The following is a 1,310-nucleotide window of genomic DNA, read 5'->3' on the forward strand; positions in this document are numbered from 1 at the left end:
CAGCAAGCGTTACACCACACTAAGGGACGCAACCTCGTAGGACAGTGTGCGCTTGCTGCGGCCATCGCTGAATCGCTCATCGAACCATCCCGGTGGAAGCTGACGGAACGTCTCTAAACTCAGTGACTCCTCAGCGATGATCTTCTTTGCGCGGGATACTTCTCGTCGTGAACACCCCAATGCATGTGTGATCTGTGCGTAGCTAGCACCGTCAAGGCACATCGCGACGATTTGTTTGAAGTTGGCCACAAAGACCGGCTCCTTCCAAGTAGAGGTTGACGCGGCACCATCGAAGTACGGCGCCGCCAACATCAACTATGAAAGAAACCCCCTCGCAGTACCGGGTACGCGGAACACCGGTACCAACTACGCGGACTCGCGGTACCAACTACCCCAAATCGACACCAGCAACGTTCTACCGCTTCCAGGCCCGTGGTTTCGGGCCCACCCCTGCCGAGCTGGATGAGGCTTACACCGCGCACCGGCTCTTTGAGCTGTGGGAGGCCAATCGGCGGGTCTACGGGCGACGAAAACTATGGAAAGCCGCCCACCGGGCAGGCTGGAACATCGGCCGTGACCAGGTGCAACGCCTCATGAATATCCTTGGAATCGCGGGTGTACTCCGGCGCAAGACCACACGCACCACCGTTGCTGATCCCTCCGCCGAGCGTTTCCCGGATCGTATTCAACGGGCCTGGTCGCAGGCTCCGCGATCCACCACTGATCGGCGGATAGAGGCCGGACGGGCTGAGCAGAGGCACGTTTGGTTTATTGGTGATGTGATTCCAGTAGGTATCTAGGCATTTTGTGTAGCGAGAGTTATTTTGAGTCCCAGGGCTTTCATGATTTTCGTGATAGCCGCAAAGGACGGGTTACCGTCTTTTGATAGTGACTTGTAGAGGGATTCACGGTTGAGTTGAGTCTCTTTAGCGAGCTGGCTCATGCCGTGTGCCCTTGCAATGTCACGCAAAACCACCTGAACGGTTTTCGTATCGCCGTCTTCGAGTGCGATAGCCAGGTAATCGTTCACTGCTTCTTGGCTATCGAGATATTTGCTTGCATCGAACGCTGAAAATGTTACTTCCTTCACGACTGTTCCTCCCTTACCTGTTGTGCGAGCTTTTGAGCGGTTCGAATATCTTTATCCTGGCTGGATTTATCTCCTCCGGCCAGCAGGAAAACCGTTATTGCGCCTAGTCGGGTGTAGTACACCCGATAGCCGGGCCCGAAATGAAATCTCATCTCGCTAACCTTCTCGCCAACGGGTTTGATGTCTTGGGGTGTCATGATTCCGGTGGACGGTGAAACCC

The 1,310-nt window shown here is 55.3% G+C and carries 2 protein-coding genes and 1 pseudogene; 1 reads left to right on the forward strand and 2 read right to left on the reverse strand.

Annotated elements, in window-relative coordinates; all coding sequences use genetic code 11:
* Nucleotides 1-491: 491 nt before the first annotated feature.
* Nucleotides 492-692: pseudogene (locus tag HMPREF3120_RS12515) on the forward strand (IS3 family transposase); the annotation flags it as partial.
* 104 nt (nt 693-796) lie between these two features.
* Here HMPREF3120_RS12515 and HMPREF3120_RS03260 read toward each other — a convergent pair.
* Both HMPREF3120_RS03260 and HMPREF3120_RS03265 read right to left on the reverse strand, forming a co-directional pair.
* Complete coding sequence (locus HMPREF3120_RS03260; protein WP_070362126.1) at nt 797-1,090, reverse strand: addiction module antidote protein; 294 nt, start codon at nt 1,088-1,090, stop codon at nt 797-799.
* The coding region (locus tag HMPREF3120_RS03265) for a type II toxin-antitoxin system RelE/ParE family toxin (RefSeq protein WP_371441187.1) at nt 1,087-1,310 on the reverse strand (224 nt) is incomplete at its 5' end. The genes HMPREF3120_RS03265 and HMPREF3120_RS03260, both read right to left, overlap by 4 nt.

The organism is Corynebacterium sp. HMSC11D10, assembly GCF_001806995.1.
Classification (GTDB): domain Bacteria; phylum Actinomycetota; class Actinomycetes; order Mycobacteriales; family Mycobacteriaceae; genus Corynebacterium; species Corynebacterium coyleae.